The organism is Ruegeria sp. SCP11 (assembly GCF_040329455.1).
Classification (GTDB): Bacteria; Pseudomonadota; Alphaproteobacteria; order Rhodobacterales; family Rhodobacteraceae; genus Ruegeria; species Ruegeria atlantica_E.
In genome coordinates this window covers 401,176-420,287 of the sequence record NZ_JBDZYG010000002.1, presented here as the reverse complement: position 1 = coordinate 420,287, position 19,112 = coordinate 401,176, and the positions used below count along the sequence as shown (strand labels likewise).

Here is a 19,112-nt window from a genome sequence, read left to right as displayed (position 1 = left end):
GTCTAGTTCGCCCTCAAATACACGCCAATGGCGCTGTTTCTTTCGATTTCCGACCGCCCCAACGTGCAGAAGGAATTCGGTTTGTCATACGAGACGCCATGCTGCGCCAGATACGCTTCGCCCTTGGCTCGCATCCGGTCTTTTTCGGCATCCGATTCCACATAGGCCCGGATTTCTTTGTCCGAGTACCCCAGTTTGTTTGCTTTGGACCGCAGGTCCCACATCACACCAATTGCCTTTAGGCGGCGCCCGCTGATCGACGGACAATATTCCGAAATTTCATTTGCGATGGCGATGTAATAGAGCTCGTTGTCGATTTCCTTGACTTCGCGCAAGGGCGGTTTGGCCTCAGCAACCGTCGGTAGAGCCAGCACAGACATCAGAGCAAGTATTTTCACACCAGACATGACCATTCCTTTCGTCTTGGGACTCCCAAGACGAGTGGCGAGCGAGGCGCTATGCAATATCACCTCCCGCTTCGCGGCCTGATATGGGTAAAAACGCGTCATGGTCGCTGGCAGGCCCCGGCAAATGTCAATTTGTCATCGCTGATGCGTAGGTTTTGAGGCTCAGTATCAGGGCCGACCTTCCATTCGATGCTGGAAGACCCGAAGTTCTTAATACAGAACTTTGTTCCTTCGTAACGCCCCGCCTCTCTCGCGCCATCTAACGAGGCCGAGACACCGGTTACTACTACGGTGAAGTCGGTGGGCATCGCTTTCTTGTCTACATGCTTTGCCTTGGCGCGAAAGAATTGACCGTCAAATAGGACACGGTCACTGGACGAAGAGACTGTGCACGCAGAAATAACCGATAGCGCGGCAGCTGCACCCAGAATGGGTCCACGGCAAATAAAATGCTTTAGCCCGACCACCCGCTTTTTCTCACTCGCCAACATCAAAACGCCGCCACCAACGCCATAAGCCCCATCACGAACATGCAGGCCCATGCAACAACATAAAAAACCGAACGCAGACCAGCACTGGGTTTGCCGATACCACGCAGGTGAACGACCAGCATCACCAGGCGCGCAACCAGCGCGATGGAAGCCAACAGGTTGACCCAGAACGGGCTAACGCCCATCAAAATGGCTGCCACCGTGACCGTTAGGTAGGCGGGCAGCGTCTCAGTCCCGTTCAGATAGGCCCGGTTCAGACGATAGGCCTTATCGTTATAGTCCTGATCCGGCGTTGCGCCCGGTGCCAGCCCTTTACCCTGCTTCGCGAGAGCGGTGAAAGGAGACATGAACAGAACCACGAGCGTGAAAAGCACCACCGAGGCAACTGCGTGACCATATTCAGCGAACATTTCCATGTCGATCACTCCGCTGCCATCGCACCCATACGGCCCGACTTCTGAGCCTTGATGCGGTCTTCGATCTCTTCCCGGAAGTTGCGGATCAGACCTTGGATCGGCCAGGCGGCAGCGTCACCAAGCGCACAGATCGTATGGCCTTCAACCTGCTTGGTCACGTCGAACAGCATGTCGATCTCTTCCAATTCGGCCTCACCGCGCACCAGACGATCCATGACGCGCATCATCCATCCGGTGCCTTCACGGCAGGGCGTGCACTGGCCACAGCTTTCATGTTTGTAGAATTTCGACAGGCGCCAGATCGCTTTGATGATGTCTGTGGATTTGTCCATCACAATCACAGCGGCCGTCCCCAGCCCCGAGCCCAGATCGTTGCGCAGGTGGTCGAAATCCATGATCGCATCACGCATGTTTTCACCGCGCACACATGGCACTGACGAGCCGCCGGGAATCACGGCCAGCAGGTTATCCCATCCGCCGCGGATACCACCGCAATGGATCTCGATCAGTTCTTCAAAGGGGATCGACATCGTCTCTTCGACGACACAAGGGTTGTTCACATGACCCGAGATCGCAAATAGCTTGGTGCCCGCGTTGTTCTGACGGCCAAAGCCCGCGAACCAATCGGCTCCACGGCGCAGGATGGTCGGTACCACAGCGATCGATTCTACGTTGTTTACCGTGGTCGGGCAGCCATAGAGCCCCGCGCCTGCCGGGAACGGAGGCTTCATCCGCGGCATGCCCTTCTTGCCCTCAAGGCTCTCGATCAGAGCCGTCTCTTCACCGCAAATATAAGCCCCGGCCCCGTGATGCAGGAACAGATCGAAATCCCAGCCCGAGCCAGCAGCGTTCTTGCCCAGCAGACCCGCATCATAAGCTTCATCAATCGCAGCCTGCAGTGCCTCGCGCTCGCGGATATATTCGCCGCGCAGGTAGATGTAGCAAGTGTGTGCGTTCATCGCGAAGGATGCGATCAGGCAACCCTCGATCAGAGTGTGCGGATCATGGCGCATGATCTCGCGGTCTTTGCAGGTGCCGGGCTCGGATTCATCTGCATTTACAACCAAGTAAGCCGGGCGACCGTCGCTTTCCTTGGGCATGAATGACCATTTCAGACCGGTCGGGAAACCCGCGCCACCACGACCACGCAAACCCGAGTCCTTCATCGTCTGGATGATCCAGTCGCGCCCCTTTTCGATCAGGCCAGCAGTGCCGTCCCAATGCCCCCGGGTCTGCGCGCCCTTCAACGTGCGCTCATGCATCCCGTAGATGTTGGTAAATATCCGGTCCTGATCCTTCAGCATCGCGTGTTACCTTCAGCTATCCTGACGCATGCGCCAGAGTTGAAATATGTTGACGCCCGCATAGATAAATCCCGCTAGAGCAGCGAAATCAAACAGCAGCGCATAGCGCCCCGGCATTCCCAGCGCGGGGCCGATGAACAGTGTCATGGCAAGCCAAAACAGCATGGTCACGGCGATGACCACCCCGATATGTCGGCCCTTGCGGGCTATGGCTTGTTCTTTGTCCTTGTCCATCTCACCCTGATGCCCCGGATGGGCACCGTCGTTTAGTCTTCGTAAGTGCCGTCTTCCTTGGCACGTTTGGCAAACTCGGTCTCTTCACCGGTCGCCAGTTTGGCTGCCTGTTCGATCCAGCCATCGCGTTCGATCCGGCCCTTGAACTTCAACCGCGCATCCACCCAGGCCACTTGCTCGGGCGTCCAGGCGGAAATCTGGTCGTAGTGGTAGAAACCCAGTTCGTTCAGCGTCTCTTCCAGCTTTGGCCCCACGCCTTTCAGCAGCTTGAGGTCATCCGGCTTGCCGTCCCGCGCTGCAGTCAGCGTCTCGGGCTGATCTTCCTTTACCTCTTCCGATTTGGGCTTGGCGTTCGCCTCCTCTGCCTGCTTCACAGCCGGCTTCGGCGTTTCAGGCGCTTTCGGAGGTTTCGCCGCGGCGGAAGCACCCGCCTGTTTGCCATCCTTGCCCAGCCAAGGGGTCAAGATAGGAACTTCGGTCCCGTCAATCCGCTTGACCGTGTCGCTTAGATCAGTCGCCAGTTCGACGCTCGCGTTGTACTTAGGTTTCCCGGCGTCATACTCGGCCAAACTGCTCAAACCCTTCAGCGGTTCCGCCGCATAGCGCCCGTTCTGCGGCCCCGGTGTCGGTACTTTCCCGGCAGCCAGATCGTCGATGATCTTGCCAAAGCTTTCGGCGGTCAGGTCCTCGTAGTAATCCTTGCCGATCTGCGCCATCGGCGCGTTGGTGCAGGACCCGAGGCACTCCACCTCTTCCCAGCTCAGTTTGCCATCGGAGGACAGTTCATGCGGTTTGGCCGCGATCTTTTCCTTGCAGACAGCAATTAGATCCTCGGCCCCGCAGATCATGCAGGAGGTCGTGCCGCAGACCTGAATATGCGCAACAGATCCAACCGGTTGCAGCTGGAACATGAAGTAGAAAGACGCAACCTCAAGCACGCGAATATAAGCCATACCCAGCATGTCGGCGACGGATTCAATCGCCGGGCGGCTCAGCCAGCCCTCTTGTTCCTGCGCACGCCACAGCAGCGGGATAACCGCACTAGCCTGGCGACCCTCGGGGTATTTGGTGATCTGCGCTTCGGCCCATTGCTGGTTGGCAGCAGTGAAGGCAAAGCTTTCGGGTTGTTCGGGATGAAGACGGCGGAGCATTAGCGGTCAATCTCTCCAAATACGACATCCATGGTGCCGATGATGGCGGCGACGTCGGCCAGTTGGTGGCCCTTGGCGACGTGGTCCATGGCTTGCAGGTGCAGATAGCCCGGCGCGCGCAGCTTGGCGCGGTAGGGTTTGTTGGTGCCATCGGCGACCAGATAGACGCCGAACTCGCCCTTGGGGGCCTCGACAGCGGCATAGACCTCGCCCGCGGGCACGTGGAAGCCTTCGGTATACAGTTTGAAGTGATGGATCAGGCTTTCCATCGAAGTCTTCATGTCCGAGCGTTTCGGGGGCGTGATTTTACCACGGGCCAGAACATCTCCGGGGCAGTCGCGGATTTTGGCGACGGCCTGACGGATGATGTGCAGCGACTGGCGCATCTCTTCCATGCGGACGAGATAGCGGTCATAGCAGTCGCCGTTCTTGCCAACTGGGATCTGGAATTCGAACTCATCATAGCATTCATAGGGCTGGGCGCGGCGCAGGTCCCATGCCAGCCCCGATCCGCGCACCATCACGCCCGAGAAGCCGTATTTCTGGATGTCATCCTCGGTCACGACGCCGATATCAGCGTTGCGCTGTTTGAAGATGCGGTTTTCGGTCAGCAACCCATCAATGTCGTCCAGAACGGCCGGGAATTCGTGGCTCCATGCCTCGATATCGTCCAGCAGTTCCGGCGGCAGGTCCTGATGCACACCGCCCGGGCGGAAATAGGCCGCGTGCAGGCGGGCACCGCAGGCACGCTCATAGAACACCATCAGCTTTTCACGCTCTTCAAAGCCCCACAGCGGCGGGGTCAGCGCGCCGACATCCATCGCCTGCGTCGTCACGTTCAGCAGGTGGTTCAGGATGCGCCCTATCTCGGAATACAGAACCCGGATCAGCGAGCCCCGGCGTGGCACCTCAACGCCCGTCAGCTTTTCGATGGCCAGACACCAGGCGTGTTCCTGGTTCATCGGCGCCACATAGTCCAGACGGTCGAAATACGGCAGGTTCTGCAGATAGGTCCGGCTTTCCATCAGCTTTTCGGTGCCACGGTGCAGAAGGCCGATATGCGGGTCGCATCGCTCGACGATCTCGCCGTCCAGCTCGAGCACCAAGCGCAAAACCCCGTGTGCCGCAGGGTGTTGCGGCCCGAAGTTAATGTTGAAATTGCGGATCTTCTGTTCTCCGCTCAGCGCGTCCGTGCTGCCGTCATCGTATCTTGAGCCGTCCATCAACGCCCTCGTTTGTTCTTTTTCGCCTCAGCCCTGACCCGGACTCTTTCGGCTTCGGCCGCTTTCGCTGCAGCCCCCGCAAGCAAGACGCCTAATGCGCCCAAAACAATCAGTTCACCCATCATGTCAGCGTCGCTCCATCTCTTGCAGCTTCATCGCCATCATCCACAGCAGGACAATCACGACCGGAGAGATGATGCATGCAAACGCCCAGTTCTTGTTGATCCCGAAATGCGGCAGCAGCTTGATCATCGGAACGACCGTTGCCACTACCAGAACAATCCAGATCAGGAACTCAAACATGATGGCTACTCCTGTTTCTCATCCCCCGGCAGAATGTAATTCGCGCCTTCCCACGGGGACATGAAATCAAACTGACGGTATTCCTGCACCAGGCTGACGGGTTCGTAGACCACGCGCTTCTGCGCCTCGTCATAGCGGACCTCGGTATAGCCGGTGGTCGGGAAATCCTTGCGCAGCGGATAGCCGCGGAACCCATAGTCGGTCAGGATGCGCCGCAGGTCCGGATGACCCGAGAAAAGTATGCCGAACATGTCAAACACTTCACGCTCGAACCAGTTGGCTGAGGGGTGAACATCCACTATCGAAGGCACCATATCTTCCTCACGGATCGACACCCGCAGGCGGATACGCTGGTTCTGGTACATCGAGAGGAAATGATAGACGACGTCGAACCGCTTGGCGCGTTCGGGGTAGTCCACACCGGTGATGTCCACCAAGGTCGAAAACTTGCAGTTCTGGTCAGACTTCAGGAACTCGACGAATTCCACGAGGCTAGACGGGGCCACGTCGACGTTCAACTCGCCATGAGTGACATCCCAAGACAGAACACAATCGACCCGCTTTAGTTCTAGCTGCGCGCCGAGTTCTTTGAGTGCATCGCTCATCAGCTCTCTCCTCAGCGTACAATAGTGCCAGTGCGGCGGATTTTACGTTGCAACTGCATCAGACCGTACAGCAGCGCCTCGGCCGTCGGAGGGCAGCCCGGCACGTAGATATCTACGGGAACGATGCGGTCACAACCGCGCACAACGGAGTAGGAATAATGGTAGTAGCCGCCGCCATTCGCGCAGGAGCCCATCGAGACCACGTAGCGCGGTTCGGGCATCTGATCGTATACTTTCCGCAGGGCCGGCGCCATCTTGTTGGTCAGCGTACCAGCAACGATCATCACATCGGACTGTCGCGGGGAAGCGCGAGGAGCAATCCCGAACCTTTCCGCATCATAGCGTGGCATCGAGGTGTGCATCATCTCAACCGCGCAGCAGGCCAGACCAAACGTCATCCAGTGCAACGAGCCGGTACGCGCCCAGTTGATGATGTCCTCAGTCGAGGTAAGCAGGAACCCTTTGTCCTGCAGCTCGGCATTCAGGGCCTGGGTGGCGACTTCTTTGTCGACGCCAGCGGTGTTTGCGCCCGTCATCACTCCCATTCCAAGGCCCCTTTCTTCCATTCATAGGCAAAGCCGATGGTCAACACCGCCAGGAACACCATCATGGACCAGAAACCCACATCGCTGATGTCCTTGAAGCCAACGGCCCATGGGAACAGGAACGCAATTTCGAGATCGAAGATGATGAAAAGAATCGAAACCAGATAGAATCGGACGTCGAATTTCATTCGCGCATCGTCGAAGGCGTTGAAGCCGCATTCATATGCGCTGACTTTTTCGGGGTCGGGGTTGCGAACTGCCAAAACCACAGCCGCTAGAATCAGGACGATTCCAAGGCCTACAGCAACGGCCAGAAACACCAGGATCGGGAGATACTCCCGCAACAGGTCTTCCACGAAAAGCTCCTTTCCTGCGCACCCCTGAACCGAGGGCGCCGTCAATTGGCGTGTCGACTGGACATTCTCTATCCGCGCGGGGTCAGAGGGTCAACCGAACACAAACGCGCAGGGGCTTAATATTCCTCTTGCTTTAGCAATCAGAAGGCTATGGGTTTTGGCGAATCTGCAACTTCAATGTCGTGCGCTAAACCTGACTATTCCATGCAGGTTTTCGCTTTTCAAAAAACGCGCCGATTCCCTCCTTTGCCTCTTCCGTTTCCCATCGTTCGACCAGCGCTCGGATCGTCTGGTCGATCACCGCGTCGTCGATCGTCGGACCCAGTTTCTGAACCAGCCCTTTTGCCGAGGCCACAGCGCCTGGTGCGCAGGACAAATAGGGTAGGATTTCCGCCTCAACTGCATCGTCCAGATCGGCAACCGGGACGGATTTGGCCAACAATCCAAGTGCCACTGCCTCGTCGGCCTCAAACACCCGGGCCGACATGAAAACCCGCCGTGCCCTCGCCTCGCCCATGCGGGCGACGACATAGGGGCCAATCGTGGCGGGGATCAGCCCCAGCCGGGTTTCCGTAAGGGCCATCTTCACGCCATCCACGCCGATGGCCGCATCACAGACCGCCGCCAAGCCTACCCCACCCCCGAAGGCATTACCCTGCACCGCTCCGATCAGTGGTTTAGGCATGGTGTTCAGCGCGTGCAGCATCTCGGCCAGCTTACGTGCTTCGGCGAAGCGTGTTTCGGGATCAGCGGCCATCTGGTCCTGCATCCAGCCCAGATCGCCGCCTGCACAGAAACTTTTGCCAGCCCCTGTCAGAACCACCACGCGCACTGCGTCATCCGTGCCCAGTTGATGGGCCACTTGGGTTAGTTCAGAGATCATAAGCGCTGACATCGCGTTGTGTTTCTCGGCGCGATCCAAGGTCAGCGTGGCCACCCCTCGCGCATCGATGCTGACCGAAATTGTTTCAAACATGCCAGCCCCTCACTCTGATCGCATAGACCGCGCCATCTGCGCGGCCTCTTCCACAATCGTCAGATCCAAACCGGTCTCATAGCCCAGACGCTCCAGATGGGCCGCGACGGCCTCAGTAGCGACATTTCCCGCGGCACCGGGGGCATAGGGGCAACCGCCCAACCCACCAACCGCTGCGTCAAAGCTACGCACGCCCAGCGCCAGCGCCGCGTCAATATTGTCGATGGCCCGCCCGTTCGTATCGTGGAAATGCCCCGCCAACCGGGTAACAGGCACGCGTTCGCGCACTGCCAACAGCATATGCGCGATAGTATCCGGCGTCCCCTGCCCGATGGTGTCGCCCAAAGATACCTCATAGCAGCCCAATGCAAACAGCCGATCGGCAACCTCAGCCACTTTCTCGGGCGGTGTCGGGCCGTCATAGGGGCAGTCGGTCACGCAGGAGACATAGCCGCGCACCGGCAGATCAATGTGCCGGGCAGCTTCAAGGATCGGCGTAAACCGTTCAATGGACTCGGCAATCGTGGCATTGATATTGGCCTTCGAGAACCCCTCGGAAGCCGAGGCAAACACCGCGATCTCATCCGCTTTTGCCGCCAGTGCATCATCATAACCGCGCATGTTCGGCGTCAGCGCGGCATAGCGCACCCCATCCGCCCGTTTGATCCCGGCCAACACTTCGGCGCTACCCGCCATCTGCGGCACCCATTTGGGTGAAACAAAACTGGCCACCTCGATCCGGTTGAACCCTGCTCGGCTGAGACAATCGACCAGAGCTATTTTCTCGGTCACCGGGATATCACGTTTTTCATTCTGCAGGCCGTCCCTCGGCCCTACCTCGAAAATCTCAACCCGCTCGCCCATTCCAGTGCTCCTTCCGGTTTTGTCTCGTTTTTTAAACGGATGACCCGACTGTGCCACGCAATGCGGCGCACGGATAGGTCACTCCTCTTCTAACCGAACCAGAGCAACCCCGGCTTCGACCTGTGCGCCGTCCTCGGCCAGTACCTCGGCCACCACGCCATCACGGGCAGCCAAAAGGGAATGCTCCATCTTCATGGCCTCCAATATGGCCAGCCGATCCCCCTCGCGAACGGTCTGACCCACTTGTGCAAATACGGCTTTGACCAATCCGGGCATCGGAGCCTCAATGACATTGGTATCCCCGGTCGCGCTCGTATCCCGATCCAGAGGGTCAATTATGTCAAACGACTGCCCGTAATCCTCAAACACTGTTATCTGCGTGCCCGCCTTCGCGACACGCGGCATCGCGCTCCCGGCAACTGACCAGCCCTCGGCAGTCCGCTCGGCAAGGATCGTGTCTTCACCAACCTGCCATACCTGACGATCCGGGCCTTCAACCTGCACGTCCAGATCAATGACATCCCCGGCCATCAACTGGACCGCCCGATGCAATGGCGACCAAAGGGAAAAACCGGTCTCTTCACCGGTCTCAACCAGATTCAGCGCGGTCATAGCAGCGGCCACACAGTTCGCAGAAGACACCGGAGCGTCCTGCGTCAACATCTCAAGATCCCGCCCGATCAGCCCGGTATCCACGTCGCCTGCGGCGAAACCCTTATGCCGGGTGAGCGCCCCCAGAAAGGCAAGGTTGGTGACCGTGCCCGCAACCTCGGTCTGTTGCAGCGCTCGGTGCAACTGCTCAAGTGCAATCGCGCGTGTGGGGCCGTGGACAATGACCTTGGCGATCATCGGGTCATACCACGGACTGATTGTGTCTCCCGCACGCACGCCGCTGTCAGAGCGGCAGGAAGGCGGGAATTTCAGATGCGTCAAGGTGCCGGTGGCAGGTAAGAACCCCTTGGGAACATCTTCGGCGTATAGCCGGGCCTCGAACGCGTGGCCGTTGATCGACAGATCTCCTTGCCGTTTCGGCAGCGCCTCACCCGAAGCGACCCGTAATTGCCATTCAACCAGATCGACGCCGGTGATGACCTCGGTCACCGGGTGCTCCACCTGCAGGCGTGTGTTCATCTCCATGAACCAGAACCGATCCGGGCGCAGGCCCTCCGAGGCATCAACGATAAACTCAACCGTCCCTGCCCCCTTGTAACCAATCGCCTCGGCCGCGCGCACGCCCGCCTGCCCCATCGCCTCGCGCATCTCATGCGTCATACTGGGGGCGGGAGCTTCTTCGATCACCTTTTGGTGGCGACGCTGCAGCGAACAGTCGCGTTCGAACAGGTGCACCGCATGAGTCCCGTCGCCAAAGACCTGCACCTCAATATGGCGCGGCTTGGCGACGAATTTCTCGACCAACACTGCGTCATTGCCAAATGCCGTCCGCGCTTCGCCACGGGCACTGTCTAGCGCGGCTGCGAAATCTTCGGGACGCTCAACCAGACGCATCCCCTTGCCACCACCACCTGCCACAGCCTTGATCAGTACCGGGTAACCTATGGTGTCCGCCGCCCCTGCTAAATGCTCGGGGTCCTGATTTTCGCCGTGATAGCCCGGAACAACGGGCACCCCAGCCTGTTCCATCAGTGCTTTGGCCGCATCCTTCAAACCCATTTTCCGGATCGCATCCGCCGAGGGGCCGATGAAGGTCAGCCCTGCGGCTTCAACCGCATCTACAAAATCCGGGTTCTCGGACAGAAACCCATAACCTGGATGGATTGCCTGCGCGCCTGTGTCGAGCGCAGCCTGAATGATCACATCGCCCTTCAGATAACTCTCCGCTGGGGCCGCGCCACCGATATGAACAGCCTGATCCGCCATCCGCACATGTTTGGCCAGAGCGTCCACCTCGGAATACACCGCAACACAAGACACTCCCATACTCTGAGCAGTTTCGATCACACGGCAGGCGATTTCACCGCGGTTGGCAATCAGGATTTTGTTAAACATTTCCACGATTCCAGTTTCTGATTGCGTTGTTTAGGTGTTGCTCGCTGCCCGCATCGAATGCGACGAGGCTTACCTCGAGATCGCTTTTGGCTACTGCTGCTACTGCAATCTGCGCAGCCCTATCCTGAGGAAAACCATATACACCCGTTGAGATTGCCGGAAAGGCAATGCTTTGGCAGTTGTTTGTTGCCGCCAAATGCAAGCAGTTGGCGTAACAGCGCGCCAGAAGATCATCTTCGCCCGACGTTCCATCCCGCCAAATTGGACCTACCGTGTGGATCACAATACGAGAGGGAAGATTGTAGGCACCGGTTACTTTGGCCTCGCCGGTCTCGCACCCTCCAAGCCCACGGCATTCTTCGAGCAATCCCGGCCCTGCCGCACGGTGAATGGCGCCATCTACGCCGCCTCCACCCAGCAATGACCGGTTTGCGGCGTTCACAATTGCATCCACCTGCAATCGTGTGATGTCGGACTTGACCACCAGAAATCCCATGATCACATCCTGAACACGCCGAAACGTGTCTCCTCTATCGGGGCGTTCAGCGCGGCTCTCAGTGATAATGCCAGCACATCGCGGCTTTTGCGCGGGTCGATGATACCGTCATCCCACAGCCGCGCCGAGGCGTAAAGCGGGTGCGATTGTTCCTCGAACGTCTCCAGCGTCGGGCGTTTGAATTCGGCTTCTTCCTCGGCGGACCATTTACCGCCCTGCCGTTCGATCCCGTCGCGTTTGACCGTGGCCAGAACACCTGCGGCCTGTTCTCCGCCCATCACCGAAATCCGTGAGTTCGGCCATGTCCAAAGGAAACGCGGCTGATAGGCCCGACCCGCCATGCCGTAGTTTCCGGCCCCGAAGGACCCTCCGACCAGCATGGTGATCTTCGGCACCGAGGTCGTTGCCACCGCCGTCACCATCTTGGCCCCATGCCGCGCGATGCCTTCGTTTTCATATTTGCGGCCAACCATAAAGCCGGTAATGTTTTGCAGAAATACCAGCGGGACACGACGCTGAGAGCACAGTTCCACGAAATGTGCACCCTTCTGCGCGGCCTCGGAAAACAGTACGCCGTTATTGGCGATGATCCCGACCGGGCAGCCTTTGACATGGGCGAAGCCGGTCACCAGCGTCTCGCCAAAGCGCGGTTTAAATTCGTCGAACCGAGAACCATCGACCAGCCGTGCGATTACCTCACGGATATCGTAGGGCGTGCGCAAGTCGGCCGGAACAACGCCGAGGATTTCTTCGGGATCGTAGGCCGGGTCTTCCGGGCTGGCCCAGTCCATGGTCTGCGGTTTGCGCAGGTTTAGAGACCCCACCGCGCGGCGCGCCAAGGCCAGCGCGTGGGCGTCGTCCTCGGCCAGATAGTCCGCCACACCTGACAGGCGGGTATGGACGTCTCCGCCTCCCAAGTCCTCGGCACTGACCACCTCACCCGTCGCGGCCTTGACCAGAGGCGGCCCGGCCAGAAAGATCGTGCCCTGCTCCTTCACAATAATCGTCACGTCCGACATCGCAGGCACGTAAGCCCCTCCCGCCGTGCATGAGCCCATCACCACGGCGATCTGAGCTACCCCCTTCGCACTCATCCGCGCCTGATTATAGAAGATACGGCCAAAGTGGTCGCGGTCGGGGAAAACCTCATCCTGATTGGGCAGGTTCGCACCGCCACTGTCGACCAGATAGATGCAGGGCAGATGGTTTTCCTCAGCAATCTCCTGCGCGCGGAGGTGTTTCTTGACTGTCATAGGATAATAAGTGCCGCCCTTCACGGTGGCGTCGTTGCACAGCACCATGACCTCGCGCCCCTGCACCCGACCAATCCCAGCGATCACACCGGCACAGGGCGCGGCGTCGCCATACATCCCATGCGCCGCCGTCGCTCCGATCTCCAGAAACGGAGACCCCGGGTCCAGCAGGTTCGCCACCCGACGACGCGGCAGCATCTTGCCCCGCGATTCATGCCGCGCGCGGGATTTCTCACCACCGCCCATCCGGGCCGCTTCGGCAGCGGCTGAGATTTGGGCCAGCGCGTCGAGATGCGCCGCGCGGTTTGTCTTAAAGCCCTCGGAGGTGGGCATGGCTTTGGATGTGAGTTTCATCTTATTTCGCCTTCTAAAAGCCGGTTAGCAAATCGCAAGTCCAGCCATTTCATAGTCACATCTAGTAATAGGCACTCTCTTTCTGACATGTCGGTGCCGCATTGTATTTGAGCAGCTTCCGACGCACGTCGCAGAGCATTTGTATAGGAGGAAAGCTTGAACCCTTTGAGGTCTGGTTTCGACGGCAACAAACGTGAAATTTCAGCGCTTCTGAGGACAATATGATCTATCAATATTTCATGACAAATGTCCTGGAAGGAGTTTGTCTGTTTTTGAGTGCAATAGTCCAATGCCAACGCAACGCAATCAGCATCCAGATTCATCTTTGAGACCGTCAATACCGTTTCTTGGCTGAGTTGCGCACAACCATCGAACCAATCTTCAACTCCAATGATCGGCTCCAAATTTTGACTAGGGCTCTCTTCAGCCCAAACTACAGCCGTCGAAATGAGCAATGCAACCAACACGAACCAGAGTATCCTGCTCATGACGTTGGTCTCTCCGCCGCCGCCCGCGCCTTCAATTCCTTCCGGATCACCTTCCCCGTCACCGTCATTGGCAGTTCCTCCAGAAACGCCACCTCGCGCGGATAGGAATACTGCGCCAGACGGTCCTTGACCCAATTCTGCAACTCCGCGCTCGTCGCCCCGGCCCCCGGTTTCAACACCACATAGGCCTTGACGATCTCGGTCCGCAGCGGGTCGGGCTTGCCGACCACGCCCACCGTCGCCACCGCCGGGTGGGTCAGCAGGCAATCCTCGATCTCTGCGGGGCCGATGCGATACCCAGCGGACGTAATCACATCATCATCGCGGCCAACGAAGCGCAGATAGTCGCCCTCCCACACGCCGCGGTCGCCGGTGATCAGCCAGTCGCCGCGGAATTTCTCGGCCGTTGCTTCGGGTCGGTCCCAGTATTTCAGAAGCATCGAGGCCGAGCCGCGCCGGATGGCCACGTCGCCCTCTTCGTTAGTCAGTTGGCCATTCTCATCAATCAACGCCACCTCATGCCCTGGCACCGGCTTGCCAATGCAGCCCGGCTGAACCGGGAAATCCTCGGCGCAGGAGGACACGACCATGTTGCATTCGGTCTGTCCGTAGAACTCGTTGATCGTCAGGCCAAACGCCTGCCGCCCCCAAGCCAGCATCTCGGCTCCCAGCGGTTCACCACCCGAGGCGACTGAACGCAGACCGGGGATTTCCTGACCCGCCGCCTTCAACATCCGCAGAGCGGTCGGCGGGAGGAACACATTGCGTGCCCCGCCGCGCGCCACCACGTCGGCGCAGGCTTCGGGTGTGAATTTATCCAGACGCGCGGCGACCACCGGAATACCCAGCGCCAATCCCGGCATCAACACATCGAACAGCCCTCCGATCCAGGCCCAGTCGGCGGGCGTCCACAGGCAATCACCTTCGCGCAGATGGTTGTGGCTGATCGAAACACCCGGCAGGTGGCCGGTCAGCACCCGGTGCCCGTGGAGTGCACCTTTAGGGCTACCTGTGGTGCCGGATGTGTAGATCAGCACCGCCGGATCCTCTGGCCCGGTATCGGCAAAGGGCACCGGATCATTCGACGGTTCAATCTGGTCGACCCGAATGGGTTGGGCCAGATCGCCAAGCAACGCGGCACCGTCTGCATCCGTCAGAACCAGTTGTGCGCCCGCGTCCCCGATCCGCGACGCCAGCGCGTCATGTTTGAACAGCTTAAACAGCGGAACCGAGATCGCCCCGAGCTTCCAGATCGCCAAATGCACCGCCGCACACCAGGGAGACTGGCTCAACAAAACACCAACACGGTCCCCCGGTTGTACCTGCGACCGCATTACCCGCGCGATCCCGTCGGTCAGACTTTCGAGCTGACCAAAGGTGATCTTGTCCCGGCCTTCCCCAGTTAGCTCGATAAGGGCAATGCGGTCACGGGGATGAGACAGACATTGCCGCGCCATGTTGAGGCGATCGGGCATCTCCCACCCTCCATCCTCCCGCATACCGGGTATGCGCCTAGCGGGACACATGCGCAATACCCCTTGTTTTCCTTACTCTTTCAGAAGGCAACACATCCGGTTCAATCACTGAAACTTGATGCAGATCAGAGTTCACGGCTTGCCCCTTCGGCAAAAAAGCTCCGTCAACAAACCCAAAGGCCATAAAATGACCAAAACACTCGCCGCTTTGACCCTTTCCACCGCGCTTGTTGCGCTTGCCGCCCCCGCGATGGCCCAGAACCAAGGTGACTGGACCGTCGGTATTGGTATTGGCTACCTTGACCCGAAATCCGACAACGGCACCTTGGCTGGCCTCGACGCCGAGGTGGATTCGGACACCCGCCCGATCTTTACCGCCGAATATTTCGTGCGCGACAACCTGGGCATCGAACTGCTGGCCGCAACGCCGTTTAGCCATGATGTTACTCTCGGTGGCAGCATCGATGCCGGCAGCGTCAAACAGCTGCCGCCTACCCTGTCGCTGAACTACCACTTCCCGACCAACAGCGCGTGGAAGCCTTATGTCGGCGCGGGTATCAACTACACTATCTTCTTTGACGAACAGTCCGATCTGGGCGATCTCGAGTTGGACAACTCGGTTGGCATCGCATTCCAAGCCGGTCTGGACTACATGGTTACCGAAAAAGGAGCGGTTCGTCTGAACGTTCGCTGGTTCGACATTGATTCGGACGTCACCCTGGACGGCGTTGATATCGGCACCGCAGAGATTGACCCCTGGCTTGTCGGCGTATCCTACGTCCATCGTTTCTGATCCTCCTCAACAACGCCTCGCCACCCTCTGGCGGGGCGTTTTTTCAGACCATTTCGCTCATCAATTCCCGCCCGATCAGCATTCGGCGGATTTCGCTGGTGCCCGCTCCAATCTCCATCAGTTTGGCGTCCCGGAAAATCCGGCTGACCGCCGAATCCGACAGGAACCCAGCCCCACCCATCGCTTGCACCGCCTGATGCGCCTGCGTCATTGCCTGCTCCGAGGCATAAAGGCAGCACGCCGCCGCATCCTGACGGGTCACGTCCCCCCGATCACAGGCCTTGGCGACCTCATAAACATAGGCGCGTGCTGAGTTCATCGCGGTGTACATGTCGGCGATCTTGCCCTGCATCAGTTGGAAGCTACCAATCGGTTTTCCGAACTGCTTGCGTTCGGCCAGATAGGGCATGACTTCGTCCAGACAGGCAGCCATGATGCCCGTTCCGATCCCGGCCAGAACCACGCGCTCATAGTCTAGGCCGGACATCAAAACTGCGACGCCTCTACCCTCTTCGCCCAGCACGTTTTCGAAGGGCACCTCGACATCTTCAAAGATCAACTCGGCGGTGTTCGATCCGCGCATACCCAGCTTGTCGAAATGCGGGGAGGTCGAAAATCCCTTCATCTCTTTCTCGATCAGAAAGGCAGTGATCCCCTTCGATCCCGCATCCGGATCCGTCTTGGCATAAACGACCAGAGTATCCGCATCCGGTCCGTTGGTAATCCAGTACTTGCTTCCGTTCAGGCGATAGTGGTCGTTGCGCTTTTCCGCGCGCAGCTTCATCGACACTACGTCAGAACCAGCCGACGCTTCGGACATTGCCAAGGCACCCACATGCTCCCCCGAAATCAGACGCGGCAGGTATTTTGCCTTCTGCTCATCCGTACCGTTCAGCTTGATTTGATTGACGCACAGATTGGAATGCGCCCCATACGACAATGAGACTGAGGCCGAGGCCCGCGCGACCTCCTCCACGGCAACGGTGTGGGCCAGATACGACATCCCTGCCCCACCATATTCTTCAGCCACTGTGATCCCGAGCAGACCAAGATCCCCCATCTCTTTCCACAAGTCATTGGGAAACGCGTTGGATTTGTCGACCTCGGCCGCCATTGGCTTGACCCGATCTTGCGCCCAGCGGTGCACCATCTCTCGCAGGGCATTCACGTCCTCACCCAGATCGAATTGCATTGTGGCTGTGAACACGGTGCGACCCTCCCGTCGAATTAATGAACACTTGTTCAATAACTAGGTAGCAGCGAATCCTCCGCGGGTCAATGACAAGGCACCGCAAAGAAAATGCCGCCCTGTTCAGGACGGCATTACTTAAGAACAAAGCGTGCGCCAAAGGCGCACTCAATTGGATTATGATTGGAATACAGACCCAACCTCTGACCGGATGATACGCGCGATTAGTCGGCAATCGTCCAGTGAGAAAGTCAGAGGAACGCGCATATCCATCACACCGGCAAGAATGCGGTCACTGGAGGGCAGCGGCTCACTGTCCGCATAACGCCAACTGTCATAGCGCGAGGTGAACCCGGTCGGCTCAGCACCGCCGAACCACTTCAGTTCAACACCCCGTGCTGCACAGCGTCGTATCACCTCGGCGATGTGTTCAGGTGACCAGTCAAGCAGCAGGAACTGAATCGATGAACCAACATAGGTTTCTTCCTCCGGGCGCTCCACGATGGTCAGCCCGGGGGTATCGCGCAGGCCGGCTTCGATCTCGTCATAGCGTTCGTTCCAGCGTTGCACCTGCCGGCCTAGATCTCGCAATTGCGGGCGAAGGATGGCCGCACGCAGATTGTCCATACGTCCGGATACGTTAGGGGTGGTGTACTTGATCTTCTCGAACGCCTCTGGCGCGGGTGCGGCAAGGTGGCGTTCATACAACATATACGAGCCCGACAGCATCGTCGCCTTGGCCGCCAACTCTTCGTCATCGGTGATCAGCAGACCGCCTTCACCGGAGTTCACATGCTTATATGTCTGGCAGGAATAACAACCAATCGCGCCCTGCCGACCGGACAGTTGCCCGCGCCACGCGGCTCCCATCGTATGGGCACAGTCCTCGATCACGACGACACCCGCCGCGTCGCACATCTGCATCAACCGATCCATGTCGCAGAGATGCCCGCGCATATGGCTCAGCATCAAAACACGCGCCTGGTTCAACTTGGCCTCAAGATCATCCAGATCAATCGTAAGGTTTTCAGTCACCCCCACGAAAACCGGCTTTGCCCCGACAGAGGCAATCGACCCCGGCACGGGCGCCAATGTGAAGGCGTTTGTCAATACCGGGTCACCCGGTTGCACGCCAACTGCCCGCAAAGCAGTCGCCAGCGCATAGCCGCCAGACGACACCGCCAGACAGTACCTTGCACCCATTTGCGCCGCAAACTCCTGTTCGAGCAGAGCGGTTTCGCCCGGTTCACCGGGCACAACATTATAGCGGTGCAGCCGTCCGTGGCGCAGCACGGCCAAAGCGGCCTCGACCGCCTCTTCGAGGATGGGTTCTTGCTGGGTGAAACTGCCGGTGAATATCTCGGTCATAAGCTTTTCTGATGTCGCAAAAGGTTCAGGTCAAGAGATCACGCCGCCGCACCGATCAGGCCGGTAACCAGATCGGGCAGGTCGTCGAAATGATGCAACAAGGCTTCGGGCTCCAGCGCGGCCATATCGCCACCGGACGGCCCAAAGGTTACCAACACCGAAGGCACCCCCGCTGCCCGCGCCGTGTTGCGGTCGGTATCCGAGTCTCCGATCAGCACGCATAGGTCCGGATGCCCACCGGCCCGGCGCGCTGCCTCTCGCAGCGGTTCGGGATCGGGTTTGCGCACCGGCAGAGTGTCCGCCCCAACCAGAGAGGCAAAATGATCGCGCACGCCCATCTGGCTCAGCAGTTGATCCGCCAGCGCCTCGGGTTTGTTGGTACAGATTCCAACGCCATAGCCAGCAGCCCTTAACCCTTCGACCGCTTCAAGCGCGCCGGGGTAGAATTTCGTGTGGGTGTCGATGGCCTGCGAATAAGCCTCAAGCAGCGTCGGGTAATAGGCGTGGACGGTATCCTCGTCATAAGCACCGACCCGCTTAAGCCCGTGGGTCAGCATCATCAGCCCACCGCGCAGTGCAACGGCTGCATCCTGCCCGTGAACCAACACATCCCCATGACCCATCTGGCGGAAACAATGGTTCGCGGCGGCTAGAAGATCGCCCGATGTATCGGCCAGCGTTCCGTCCAGATCGAAGATAACTGTGCGCATTGTGCCTCCTGCTTCGGCGGGTTTTTGCCGTGTCGTGTTGCAAACGGCAATCTAGTTTGATCCCCGAACCGCTTGCGCCTTTGCCCTCAGCGGATAAAACGGAC

At 58.8% G+C, this 19,112-nt stretch carries 22 protein-coding genes; 1 reads left to right on the top strand and 21 read right to left on the bottom strand.

The window, feature by feature from the left end:
* Positions 1 to 2 precede the first annotated feature (2 nt).
* The 18 genes from ABLN94_RS05155 to ABLN94_RS05070 form a co-directional block, all read right to left on the bottom strand.
* Entirely contained in the window at positions 3 to 407 is a 405-nt protein-coding gene (locus ABLN94_RS05155) for a DUF5333 domain-containing protein (RefSeq protein WP_352989946.1), read from the bottom strand.
* A 98-nt stretch (positions 408 to 505) separates the two neighbouring features.
* Positions 506 to 949, bottom strand: a complete 444-nt coding sequence (locus ABLN94_RS05150) for a hypothetical protein (protein WP_352989943.1) — start codon at positions 947 to 949, stop codon at positions 506 to 508.
* Positions 898 to 1,314, bottom strand: a complete 417-nt coding sequence (locus ABLN94_RS05145; RefSeq protein WP_352989940.1) for an MAPEG family protein — start codon at positions 1,312 to 1,314, stop codon at positions 898 to 900. The genes ABLN94_RS05150 and ABLN94_RS05145 overlap by 52 nt, the downstream gene beginning before the upstream one ends.
* Positions 1,315 to 1,319: 5 nt before the next feature.
* Complete coding sequence (gene nuoF, locus ABLN94_RS05140; protein WP_352989937.1) at positions 1,320 to 2,618, bottom strand: NADH-quinone oxidoreductase subunit NuoF; 1,299 nt, start codon at positions 2,616 to 2,618, stop codon at positions 1,320 to 1,322.
* 12 nt (positions 2,619 to 2,630) lie between these two features.
* Positions 2,631 to 2,852 carry a DUF5337 domain-containing protein gene (locus ABLN94_RS05135; protein WP_352989934.1) on the bottom strand — a complete coding sequence of 74 codons (222 nt, stop codon included), beginning with the start codon at positions 2,850 to 2,852 and terminating at the stop codon, positions 2,631 to 2,633.
* A 32-nt stretch (positions 2,853 to 2,884) separates the two neighbouring features.
* The gene (gene nuoE / locus ABLN94_RS05130) at positions 2,885 to 4,003 is read right to left on the bottom strand and encodes an NADH-quinone oxidoreductase subunit NuoE (protein ID WP_352989931.1); all 1,119 of its coding nucleotides are present in this window, start codon (positions 4,001 to 4,003) and stop codon (positions 2,885 to 2,887) included.
* Positions 4,003 to 5,226 (bottom strand): NADH-quinone oxidoreductase subunit D, encoded by a 1,224-nt coding sequence (locus ABLN94_RS05125; RefSeq protein WP_352989929.1) that lies wholly within the window; start codon positions 5,224 to 5,226, stop codon positions 4,003 to 4,005. The genes nuoE and ABLN94_RS05125 overlap by 1 nt, the downstream gene beginning before the upstream one ends.
* Positions 5,227 to 5,352: 126 nt before the next feature.
* Complete coding sequence (locus tag ABLN94_RS05120; protein ID WP_170422563.1) at positions 5,353 to 5,529, bottom strand: hypothetical protein; 177 nt, start codon at positions 5,527 to 5,529, stop codon at positions 5,353 to 5,355.
* A 5-nt stretch (positions 5,530 to 5,534) separates the two neighbouring features.
* The gene (locus ABLN94_RS05115; RefSeq protein WP_352989926.1) at positions 5,535 to 6,134 is read right to left on the bottom strand and encodes an NADH-quinone oxidoreductase subunit C; all 600 of its coding nucleotides are present in this window, start codon (positions 6,132 to 6,134) and stop codon (positions 5,535 to 5,537) included.
* Between the two features lie 11 nt (positions 6,135 to 6,145).
* Entirely contained in the window at positions 6,146 to 6,679 is a 534-nt protein-coding gene (locus ABLN94_RS05110) for a NuoB/complex I 20 kDa subunit family protein (RefSeq protein WP_170494185.1), read from the bottom strand.
* On the bottom strand, positions 6,670 to 7,035 hold the full coding sequence (locus ABLN94_RS05105) for an NADH-quinone oxidoreductase subunit A (protein WP_170325678.1): 366 nt from the start codon (positions 7,033 to 7,035) through the stop codon (positions 6,670 to 6,672). The genes ABLN94_RS05110 and ABLN94_RS05105 overlap by 10 nt, the downstream gene beginning before the upstream one ends.
* Positions 7,036 to 7,222: 187 nt before the next feature.
* Positions 7,223 to 8,011, bottom strand: a complete 789-nt coding sequence (locus ABLN94_RS05100) for a crotonase/enoyl-CoA hydratase family protein (protein ID WP_352989923.1) — start codon at positions 8,009 to 8,011, stop codon at positions 7,223 to 7,225.
* A 9-nt stretch (positions 8,012 to 8,020) separates the two neighbouring features.
* Positions 8,021 to 8,875, bottom strand: coding sequence for a hydroxymethylglutaryl-CoA lyase (locus tag ABLN94_RS05095; protein ID WP_352989920.1), 855 nt, complete (start codon positions 8,873 to 8,875; stop codon positions 8,021 to 8,023).
* Between the two features lie 78 nt (positions 8,876 to 8,953).
* The gene (locus ABLN94_RS05090) at positions 8,954 to 10,882 is read right to left on the bottom strand and encodes an acetyl/propionyl/methylcrotonyl-CoA carboxylase subunit alpha (protein WP_352989919.1); all 1,929 of its coding nucleotides are present in this window, start codon (positions 10,880 to 10,882) and stop codon (positions 8,954 to 8,956) included.
* A complete protein-coding gene (locus ABLN94_RS05085) occupies positions 10,875 to 11,378 on the bottom strand; it encodes an O-acetyl-ADP-ribose deacetylase (protein ID WP_352989916.1) in 504 nt (167 codons plus the stop codon). The genes ABLN94_RS05090 and ABLN94_RS05085 overlap by 8 nt, the downstream gene beginning before the upstream one ends.
* A 2-nt stretch (positions 11,379 to 11,380) precedes the next feature.
* Positions 11,381 to 12,985 (bottom strand): carboxyl transferase domain-containing protein, encoded by a 1,605-nt coding sequence (locus tag ABLN94_RS05080; protein ID WP_352989913.1) that lies wholly within the window; start codon positions 12,983 to 12,985, stop codon positions 11,381 to 11,383.
* Entirely contained in the window at positions 12,982 to 13,473 is a 492-nt protein-coding gene (locus ABLN94_RS05075; RefSeq protein ID WP_352989911.1) for a hypothetical protein, read from the bottom strand. The genes ABLN94_RS05080 and ABLN94_RS05075 overlap by 4 nt, the downstream gene beginning before the upstream one ends.
* A complete protein-coding gene (locus ABLN94_RS05070) occupies positions 13,470 to 14,999 on the bottom strand; it encodes an AMP-binding protein (RefSeq protein ID WP_352989908.1) in 1,530 nt (509 codons plus the stop codon). Before ABLN94_RS05070 ends, ABLN94_RS05075 begins: the two co-directional genes overlap by 4 nt.
* Before the next feature lie 136 nt (positions 15,000 to 15,135).
* Between ABLN94_RS05070 and ABLN94_RS05065 the strand changes: the two genes are divergently transcribed.
* On the top strand, positions 15,136 to 15,741 hold the full coding sequence (locus ABLN94_RS05065; RefSeq protein WP_352989906.1) for an OmpW/AlkL family protein: 606 nt from the start codon (positions 15,136 to 15,138) through the stop codon (positions 15,739 to 15,741).
* A gap of 43 nt (positions 15,742 to 15,784) precedes the next feature.
* Here the strand turns inward: ABLN94_RS05065 and ABLN94_RS05060 are convergent, their stop codons facing one another.
* The 3 genes from ABLN94_RS05060 to ABLN94_RS05050 all read right to left on the bottom strand — a co-directional run bounded on the left by ABLN94_RS05060 (position 15,785) and on the right by ABLN94_RS05050 (position 19,008).
* Positions 15,785 to 16,948 carry an isovaleryl-CoA dehydrogenase gene (locus tag ABLN94_RS05060; RefSeq protein WP_352989904.1) on the bottom strand — a complete coding sequence of 388 codons (1,164 nt, stop codon included), beginning with the start codon at positions 16,946 to 16,948 and terminating at the stop codon, positions 15,785 to 15,787.
* Positions 16,949 to 17,107: 159 nt separating this feature from the next.
* Positions 17,108 to 18,298 carry a DegT/DnrJ/EryC1/StrS family aminotransferase gene (locus tag ABLN94_RS05055; RefSeq protein WP_352989901.1) on the bottom strand — a complete coding sequence of 397 codons (1,191 nt, stop codon included), beginning with the start codon at positions 18,296 to 18,298 and terminating at the stop codon, positions 17,108 to 17,110.
* 38 nt (positions 18,299 to 18,336) lie between these two features.
* Positions 18,337 to 19,008 carry an HAD-IA family hydrolase gene (locus tag ABLN94_RS05050; RefSeq protein WP_352989898.1) on the bottom strand — a complete coding sequence of 224 codons (672 nt, stop codon included), beginning with the start codon at positions 19,006 to 19,008 and terminating at the stop codon, positions 18,337 to 18,339.
* Positions 19,009 to 19,112: the final 104 nt, after the last annotated feature.

Coding starts and splice junctions, on each gene's coding strand:
- ABLN94_RS05145 (WP_352989940.1), bottom strand. CDS start 1,314: ATGGAAATGTTCGCTGAATATGGTCACGCAGTTGCCTCGGTGGTGCTT.
- ABLN94_RS05095 (WP_352989920.1), bottom strand. CDS start 8,875: ATGGGCGAGCGGGTTGAGATTTTCGAGGTAGGGCCGAGGGACGGCCTG.
- ABLN94_RS05100 (WP_352989923.1), bottom strand. CDS start 8,011: ATGTTTGAAACAATTTCGGTCAGCATCGATGCGCGAGGGGTGGCCACG.
- ABLN94_RS05080 (WP_352989913.1), bottom strand. CDS start 12,985: ATGAAACTCACATCCAAAGCCATGCCCACCTCCGAGGGCTTTAAGACA.
- ABLN94_RS05070 (WP_352989908.1), bottom strand. CDS start 14,999: ATGTGTCCCGCTAGGCGCATACCCGGTATGCGGGAGGATGGAGGGTGG.
- ABLN94_RS05090 (WP_352989919.1), bottom strand. CDS start 10,882: ATGTTTAACAAAATCCTGATTGCCAACCGCGGTGAAATCGCCTGCCGT.
- nuoF (WP_352989937.1), bottom strand. CDS start 2,618: ATGCTGAAGGATCAGGACCGGATATTTACCAACATCTACGGGATGCAT.
- ABLN94_RS05155 (WP_352989946.1), bottom strand. CDS start 407: ATGTCTGGTGTGAAAATACTTGCTCTGATGTCTGTGCTGGCTCTACCG.
- ABLN94_RS05125 (WP_352989929.1), bottom strand. CDS start 5,226: ATGGACGGCTCAAGATACGATGACGGCAGCACGGACGCGCTGAGCGGA.
- ABLN94_RS05085 (WP_352989916.1), bottom strand. CDS start 11,378: ATGGGATTTCTGGTGGTCAAGTCCGACATCACACGATTGCAGGTGGAT.
- nuoE (WP_352989931.1), bottom strand. CDS start 4,003: ATGCTCCGCCGTCTTCATCCCGAACAACCCGAAAGCTTTGCCTTCACT.
- ABLN94_RS05135 (WP_352989934.1), bottom strand. CDS start 2,852: ATGGACAAGGACAAAGAACAAGCCATAGCCCGCAAGGGCCGACATATC.
- ABLN94_RS05120 (WP_170422563.1), bottom strand. CDS start 5,529: ATGTTTGAGTTCCTGATCTGGATTGTTCTGGTAGTGGCAACGGTCGTT.
- ABLN94_RS05055 (WP_352989901.1), bottom strand. CDS start 18,298: ATGACCGAGATATTCACCGGCAGTTTCACCCAGCAAGAACCCATCCTC.
- ABLN94_RS05050 (WP_352989898.1), bottom strand. CDS start 19,008: ATGCGCACAGTTATCTTCGATCTGGACGGAACGCTGGCCGATACATCG.
- ABLN94_RS05065 (WP_352989906.1), top strand. CDS start 15,136: ATGACCAAAACACTCGCCGCTTTGACCCTTTCCACCGCGCTTGTTGCG.
- ABLN94_RS05110 (WP_170494185.1), bottom strand. CDS start 6,679: ATGGGAGTGATGACGGGCGCAAACACCGCTGGCGTCGACAAAGAAGTC.
- ABLN94_RS05075 (WP_352989911.1), bottom strand. CDS start 13,473: ATGAGCAGGATACTCTGGTTCGTGTTGGTTGCATTGCTCATTTCGACG.
- ABLN94_RS05150 (WP_352989943.1), bottom strand. CDS start 949: ATGGGCCTGCATGTTCGTGATGGGGCTTATGGCGTTGGTGGCGGCGTT.
- ABLN94_RS05115 (WP_352989926.1), bottom strand. CDS start 6,134: ATGAGCGATGCACTCAAAGAACTCGGCGCGCAGCTAGAACTAAAGCGG.